General features: G+C 56.2%; 6 protein-coding genes and 1 pseudogene. 3 read left to right on the top strand and 4 right to left on the bottom strand.

Features of this window, described 5'->3' with window-relative positions; genetic code table 11:
• Both ACH2EH_RS05455 and ACH2EH_RS05450 read left to right on the top strand, forming a co-directional pair.
• A pseudogene (locus ACH2EH_RS05455) lies at positions 1–431 on the top strand (GDSL family lipase); the annotation flags it as partial.
• A 7-nt stretch (positions 432–438) separates the two neighbouring features.
• On the top strand, positions 439–2052 hold the full coding sequence (locus tag ACH2EH_RS05450) for a hypothetical protein (RefSeq protein WP_395139688.1): 1614 nt from the start codon (positions 439–441) through the stop codon (positions 2050–2052).
• Positions 2053–2058: 6 nt separating this feature from the next.
• Here the strand turns inward: ACH2EH_RS05450 and ACH2EH_RS05445 are convergent, their stop codons facing one another.
• From ACH2EH_RS05445 to ACH2EH_RS05430, 4 genes are read right to left on the bottom strand one after another with little or no spacing between them, the layout of a single operon-like run.
• The gene (locus ACH2EH_RS05445) at positions 2059–2808 is read right to left on the bottom strand and encodes a sulfite exporter TauE/SafE family protein (RefSeq protein ID WP_395139686.1); all 750 of its coding nucleotides are present in this window, start codon (positions 2806–2808) and stop codon (positions 2059–2061) included.
• Positions 2809–3681 carry an undecaprenyl-diphosphatase UppP gene (uppP, locus tag ACH2EH_RS05440; protein WP_395139684.1) on the bottom strand — a complete coding sequence of 291 codons (873 nt, stop codon included), beginning with the start codon at positions 3679–3681 and terminating at the stop codon, positions 2809–2811. It lies immediately after the preceding gene.
• 45 nt (positions 3682–3726) lie between these two features.
• Positions 3727–4527: an ankyrin repeat domain-containing protein gene (locus ACH2EH_RS05435; RefSeq protein WP_395139682.1), complete on the bottom strand. Its 801-nt coding sequence runs from the start codon at positions 4525–4527 to the stop codon at positions 3727–3729.
• Positions 4528–4557: 30 nt separating this feature from the next.
• Complete coding sequence (locus ACH2EH_RS05430) at positions 4558–5265, bottom strand: AI-2E family transporter (protein WP_395139680.1); 708 nt, start codon at positions 5263–5265, stop codon at positions 4558–4560.
• Between the two features lie 111 nt (positions 5266–5376).
• Here ACH2EH_RS05430 and ACH2EH_RS05425 point away from each other — a divergent pair.
• A partial coding sequence (locus ACH2EH_RS05425) for an FAD-dependent oxidoreductase (protein WP_395139678.1) occupies positions 5377–5789 on the top strand: 413 nt, incomplete at its 3' end.

Raw genomic sequence — 5789 nt, 5'->3', positions numbered from 1 at the left:
GCTCGCCCGATCCGAACGCCGCAGCGCCCTACAACCTCGCCGTGGCCTCATCGGACTTTGTGCAGGCGCTCGACCAGGAGACCCTCACGGTCACCAACCTCGCCGCCCCGCGCTACACGCTCAAAATTGACGGCAAGAGTATCGGGGAGTTTACTAAAGAGCAGCTCGCCGCCGGGGTGAATCTGGCGACTCTGAACACGCCCATGCTCCAGCAGGCGCTTCTTGTGGGTAAGCTCACGCAGCTCCGCGCCAATGTCCACAACAGCCGCTGGCGCGAGTACCAGGTGCCGCAAGCCAATGACCCGCAGGTCACCCAGTTTCTCCCAGCGCTTCTCAAAAACTTAGACGCCGCCGACGAGCCGCTCACCAAAGCCCAGCGCGATGCCGCCAAACCCCGTGCGCATCAGTTCGCACTGGAGCCGAAAGGCTAGGCACCAAATGTCGCTTCTGCCCGGTTTCCATGCAAGCCCCTGGTTCGCCGAGCAGGTGCACGAAACTTGGCTTTTGCCCGATGTTCGAGCGGTGCTCAACGCGCCGCTCGCCTTCGATCCGGCAAAACCGACGCGCCTCGTGATCTTCACGATGCCCAACGGGAATACGATTGAGCAGACGTTAGGGAGCCAGCTCTCTGAGAAAACCAACAAGACCGACTGGCACTTTGATATTCAGCACGTCGCGGCGCAGATTCGGCTCCTGCGGGAACAGACCCCCGGCGAGAATATCGCGCTGGCCAGCCTGGAAGCCAGTGGCCTGAGCTGGCCTGTGTGGCGACAGAAGCACTCGGACAACGCGGCACTGATCCGGCGCTTTGTAGACCAGCTACGTGTGCTCTTTCCCAACCCTCGCGTCGCACTCACGGGCCACAGCGGCGGCGGGAGCTTCTTGTTTGGCTTCCTCAATGGTGGCGAGACCATCCCGGACTTTGTTGACACCATCGGCTTTCTCGATGCCAACTACTCCTACAGCGACACGGACAAGCACGGCGATAAATTACTCACCTGGCTGCGTGGCGACAAGGCGAGGCGGCTTATCGTGCTCGCCTACGATGACCGGGAGATCCTGCTGAGTGGCAAGAAAGTGGTCGGCCCGGAGGGGGGGACGTTCCGGGCGACGGAGCGGATGCGGGTGCGCTTCGCAAGAGAGCTTCCGCTGACCGAGAGCGAGATTGGGCCGGTGATCAGCCAGACGGGCCCTGGGGGGCAGCTTGTTCTGCGTGTCCACCAGAACCTCAAAAACGCCATTCTCCACACCGCGCTGGTGGGGGAGTGGAACGGCCTGCTTGCCGTACTGAACCCGACCCAGGCATTTTCGGAGCCACGCCGCTACACGAAATTCATCCAGCCTGCCGCTGGGATTCCACCGCGCCTGGCAAGCGCCCTAGGCGGCAGCGAGATCTTTGCACGGCTGGAGAAGCTGACGGTTGCGGAGCGCGAGGACGTTCTCGCACAAGAGCTGCTGCGGGGGAATCTGCCGGAGTTTCTGCGGACTTTCCAGCCCGTTGTTTTAGGAAGCTTAACGTGCTATGTCCTGCCCGACTATCTGGCCGTCGGTAGCGACATGGACTTTATTCGCATGCCCCTCACGCCCATGACGGCGCAGCTTCTTGCGGATGCCTTTGGCTGCACGCTACCGACAAGGCTCTTGGTAGGCGCCATTTACCAGCAAGCGGCGCTCAAGCTCGAACCCCGGCCCCTAACCGAAGCGCGGGAGGTGGCCCGTACGTTTGTGCAGCACCACAAGCTCATCGAGGAGCAACGCGCGGGCAAGCCGCTCGGGCTGCTAGTGGCGGGGATTAAGAAGGATGTCGTGCTGACCAATCGCCTGAAAGAGAAGCCGCATAAAGTGGCGATCTACGGCTGGCACAAGCTCGATGGCCAGCCTATCCAGCCCCTGACCACTGTCCACCGTGAGACCTACGTGGACTACAGCCATGGGATTCGCTTTGTTCAACGCGCCGCGCTTCTGAAGGGTAAGCCCTGCGATGTGCTGGCACTGCTCCACGATCCGAATCTCTGCACGCTGCTCAGCGACGAAGGCGTGCTGCGGGATTAAGGCGTGCTATGGGATTAGCGAACGTACCAGCATCCAGAGGCTGCCCAGAGCGGTGAGCGCCAGTGCAAGCTGCTCGAAGCGCTGCTGGGAGATACGCTCCGAGAGCGGCTTTCCGACCAATCCCCCCAGAATCGCGTAGGGAAAGAGCCAGACAGCGAAGCGCAGGCTCTCCCACGCGACGTTGTGGCTGAGGAAGATGCTGAAGGGAACTTTGATCCAGTTGATGAGAAAAAAGTACACGGCAGCCGTTCCCAGAAACGCTTCTTTGGGCAGGCGCATGGCCAGCAGATAGAGTGTCGTGACAGGACCGGCGGCGTTGGCGATCATGGTCGTGAAGCCCGCCGCAAGCCCGGCGAGCGGTGCGGCCCAGGCGGGGACTTTCGGCACGCCTTTTTGCTGGCTACGCCAGATTCCCGTCAGACAGATGGCAAAGAGCACCGCGCCCAGAACCGGCTTGAGCAGCCTATCGTCCATCCGATTCAGGAAGAGCGCCCCGAGCGCGATCCCGACCACGCTCCAGGGCAGTAGGCGCAGGATCTGTTTGATATCCCCATTCTTACGGTGCACGGCGACAGCCAGTAAATCCGCGCAGATGAGCACGAGCAGCGCTGCGCCCACCGAAAACTTCGTGGGCAGCAGCAGGGTGAAAATCACCACACTGACAATGCCTAGGCCCGGGACGCCGGTCTTGGAGATTCCTACAGAGAACGCACCAAACGCCAGGAGCGCCCACTGCCACAGAGCCAGTGTCGGCATCTACGGCAGCTTACCCATGCCATGCATTGTCAGCACAACCACGCCCAGCACGACCCGCCAGATCACAAAAAAGAGCGTCGAGTGCTTCGCCAAGTACTTGAGCATCCAGGCAATCGAGGCGTAGCCGACCACAAAAGCCACAATGGTCGCGACAAGTGTCTCCATCATGCTGAAGTGCATCGTGCCCGGTAGTGTCACCTCCGTCGCCTTGGGCTTGATGACCTCTTTTAGCTCGAAGAGACCCGAGAGAAGCACCGCGGGGAGCGAGAGTAAAAACGAGAACTCCAGAGCGGCATCGCGGTCAAACTTGCGCAAAAATGCGCCGATGAGAGTCGAGCCGGAGCGTGAGACTCCAGGGACTAAAGCAAGCGCTTGCATCAGCCCGACCGCTAGGCCGTCGCGCCAGGTGATGTCGGTGAGGGGGCGTTCACGTAGCTTCTCCGTGCCCTTCTCGACCAGCCAGAGAGCCAGGCCCATCAGAATCAGCATACTGGCGACGGGTACGGGTTCGCGTAGAGTTGTCTCGATGTACTTCTTCAGCGCCAGCGCCAGGAGCGCCAACGGAATCGTCCCAATACAGACTGCGAGCAAGAGTTGCACTTCCCACGAGGTCGTTCGCGGTTCACCCGGCGGCGGCGGCGCTTGCTTCAGTGCCTTCCAGATTCCAGCAAGGGTCTGCCCGATGCGCTTGCGGAAGTAGACAAAAACAGCGAGCAGGGTTCCGAGCTGGATCACTGCCGTGAAAGCGACACCCGCATCGCCCCAGCCGAGCATTCGAGGAATCAGATCCAGGTGCGCCGACGACGAGACGGGGAGAAACTCGGTGAGGCCCTGGATAATTCCCAGGACAATGGCTTTAATAAACAGTTCCAAGAGTGGCTAGTCTTTCTGGTGGAAAATTGATTTCACCCGGCGATTTCAATCGGCACTGAGTAATCCTAATATTTTCAGGAAGGTATGTTTGTCTTTTATACGGTCACTTTTTATGATGTCTAACGTCATCTCTCGGGCTGTCGTTCCTGTGACCTGCTTGATTGACTTATCCGCTCCGTTCGCTAAGAGGAGTTTAACCGCTTCTGGGTCTTCATGAATAACGCATTCCATTAAAGGCGTGGTTCCGCTAAATCCAATTTTGCGTTCTCTGTTGTTCTTTTGATGTTTTTCGATGTAGGAAATGATTTCATTTAACATCATTTTACGGTTAATTGGTGAGTAGGTTTTTGATCTTAGATTTACGTTTGCATGATGTTTTATCAGTAATTTTACTATGTCTAAATTGCCAGTAATACAGGCAGAATGAAGAAGAGGGAAACCCTTTTCTTCAAGTGATCTTATGGGTATTCCTGATTCTAGTAAAAAGGCAAGCTGGTCAGTGTTTCCAAATAAGACTAGCTTATCCATTAATATGTATATTTTATTTGTAGGAATTTCTGGATATTTGTTCGTAATGAACTTATAGGTTTGATATCTCTTTTTTTCGATGCAGATAACCAGGAGGTTTTCTAGCTCATCCGGTTTTGTATTGTATTTTTCAATGAGATGGACGACACTAAAGGGATCGTCCTGTGTGTATACAATTGTCTCGATCTCTTGATCTTTTAAGAACTCAACTCTTTCAGGCGTGGCCTCCTCTTGAGGGAATTTATTGATAATAGTTGTCAATAAGAGGATGCCTAATGGTAAGCTGGTGAATAACAACGTCGGTGCTTTGTGTCTCATTCACTTGGGTCCTATGCCTGCACTTGGGTCCTATGCCTGCTCTTCCTGATGGTGCAGTGCACGGGCGAGGCGGGTGCTGCTACGGTGGTGCGTTCGCTTGGGGTGGACATAGATGTGGAGCAGTACCGTACGGATCAAAGCCGTGACGGGGGCGGCGAGGAACATTCCTAGCAGGCCGAAGAACTCCCCGCCGATGAGCAGCGCGACAATCACCATGATCGGGTGCAGGTTGAGGCCCTTGCCTAAGATAAAGGGAGTGAGGGCCTTGCTCTCCAGTAGGTGCATCAGGGTAAACAAGGTCATGACGATGGCCAATAGGGTGTAGTTGCCCTGGCGGCTGCACTCGACGAAGACAATCACTCCCACGGGAATGCCGCCCAGTAAGGGACCGATAACGGGGATGGCACGTGTTATGGCGGCCACCAGCGCCAGCACGAGGGCGTAGGGAATGTGAAGCACACCTAGCATCGTCCCGACAAATACCCCCGCAATACTGGCGAGCAGGAGCTGGGCGATGAGGTAGGCGCGCATGATGCTCGCACTCTCGCGAAGCAAGGCGAGAGCAGTACGGCGCTTCGTGGTCGGGACGAAACGTACCAGCTCGTTGCGCAGAGCGCGGCCTTCGACTAGCAAGTAAAACGCGAGAACAGGCAGCAGAATCAGCTCGACGATGCCATTGAGCAAGCCCCCCAGCTTACCCAGAAAACCGAGGAGGATTTGACCGGCATTCGCTGCCACCTCGGGGGTATTTTTTTCGCTTGCCACCGAGGGCTGCTATGAGTCCGAGCGCGATAACGTTAAAGCTTCAGCCGATATTTGCCCTATGCAAGCGATTCAAATCCTTGATTAATGATTTCGAATAACCGTTCATCTCTTAGGACGCTTATCGTCGGAGCGGGGATGGGTGGCCTGCGAACTGCAGAGTCACTTCGCCGATATAAATATCCGGGCCAGATCCATATTCTCGGAAGTGAATCCCACATGCCCTACAATCGGCCGCCACTCTCAAAGGCCTTGTTAGCCCAAGATCAAGATTTTACCCAAGTTAGCTTCCCCATCAGAAGTGATGATTTAAATGCCGAATTCACTTTAGGCGATAGCGTTGAGCAATTGTCTTTGGAGCAACGAAGCGTAACTTTGCGATCTGAAAAAAAAATTGAGTTTGACTTTCTTGTTGCCGCGACTGGCCTGCGATCAAGAAAACTCGCTTACCCGAATAATTTGCAGAGTGGAAGATTTGCACTCCGTACTTTTGATGATGC

This window comes from Armatimonas sp. (genome assembly GCF_043760365.1).
GTDB lineage: Bacteria > Armatimonadota > Armatimonadia > Armatimonadales > Armatimonadaceae > Armatimonas.
This window is presented reverse-complemented; position numbering and strand designations above follow the sequence as displayed.

What these genes read in the sequence shown, in the direction of transcription:
- ACH2EH_RS05450 (WP_395139688.1), top strand. Translation starts at nt 439, where the DNA reads ATGTCGCTTCTGCCCGGTTTCCATGCAAGCCCCTGGTTCGCCGAGCAG.
- ACH2EH_RS05445 (WP_395139686.1), bottom strand. Translation starts at nt 2,808, where the DNA reads ATGCCGACACTGGCTCTGTGGCAGTGGGCGCTCCTGGCGTTTGGTGCG.
- ACH2EH_RS05435 (WP_395139682.1), bottom strand. Translation starts at nt 4,527, where the DNA reads ATGAGACACAAAGCACCGACGTTGTTATTCACCAGCTTACCATTAGGC.